The sequence below is a fragment of the Bartonella sp. CE47NXGY genome, from assembly GCF_042195415.1.
GTDB lineage: Bacteria > Pseudomonadota > Alphaproteobacteria > Rhizobiales > Rhizobiaceae > Bartonella.
Genome location: NZ_JBHIOI010000209.1, coordinates 1 through 797, shown reverse-complemented (window position 1 = coordinate 797; position 797 = coordinate 1). Strand labels below are relative to the sequence as shown.

General features: G+C 36.5%; 2 protein-coding genes and 1 pseudogene. All 3 read left to right on the top strand.

Going from position 1 to position 797, the window contains the following annotated elements:
• Nucleotides 1–188, top strand: a pseudogene (locus ACFIL3_RS10705) (hypothetical protein); the annotation flags it as partial.
• A 74-nt stretch (nucleotides 189–262) separates the two neighbouring features.
• Entirely contained in the window at nucleotides 263–643 is a 381-nt protein-coding gene (locus ACFIL3_RS10700; RefSeq protein WP_375682270.1) for an EexN family lipoprotein, read from the top strand.
• On the top strand, nucleotides 643–797 hold a 155-nt coding region (locus ACFIL3_RS10695; protein ID WP_375682271.1), incomplete at its 3' end, for an EexN family lipoprotein. The genes ACFIL3_RS10700 and ACFIL3_RS10695, both read left to right, overlap by 1 nt.

Genomic DNA, 797 nt, shown 5'->3' with positions numbered 1-797 from the left:
CTTCAAAGAATTGTGAAAACATGCGGTTAGCATTTTTAGAACTTCAAAAAGAATATGAAGCAAAAGCAGCAGAAAGAGAGCGTCAAGCGGAAGAGAACCTTCATGAAGCATTAAAAAAAGCTAGAGCTAAAATAATGTCCGATCTTGAAAAAAGAGAAGCTGAATATCAAAAAAGGCAAGCTGAATAAGAACAAAAAGCAAAAGAACAAGCGGAAAGAGAAGCAGAAGAGCGCGCTAAAGCTAAACAACAGGACAATAAATCATGAACAAGATCATCATAACAACATTGCTACTTTGCACTGGGCTCATCACAGCTGGGTGTGAAAAAACCTATAGCGTCGCTGAATTTAAAAAAGATAAAAATTTACGCTTAGAGTGGGATGCGAAATGTGGATTCGCAGGAACTTCAAAGAATTGTGAAAACATGCGGTTAGCATTTTTAGAACTTCAAAAAGAATATGAAGCAAAAGCAGCAGAAAGAAGTCGTAAAGCAGCAGAGGAGTATAGGAAAGGTATAGATGAACTTATAGCTGAACAAAAAGCTAAACATGAAAAATGGAAAGCTGAACAAAAAGCAAAAGAACAAGCCAAGAGAGAAGCAGAAGAGCGCGCTAAAGCTAAACAACAACAGGACAATAAATAATGAATAAAGTTCTCATAACAACATTGCTACTTGGCACTGGAATTATCGCTGCTGGCTGTGAAAAAACCTATAGCGTTGCAGAATTTAAAAAAAATCCAAAATTATTTGATGAATGGGTCACGAGATGTGGAGGGATAGGAACTTCAAAAAATTG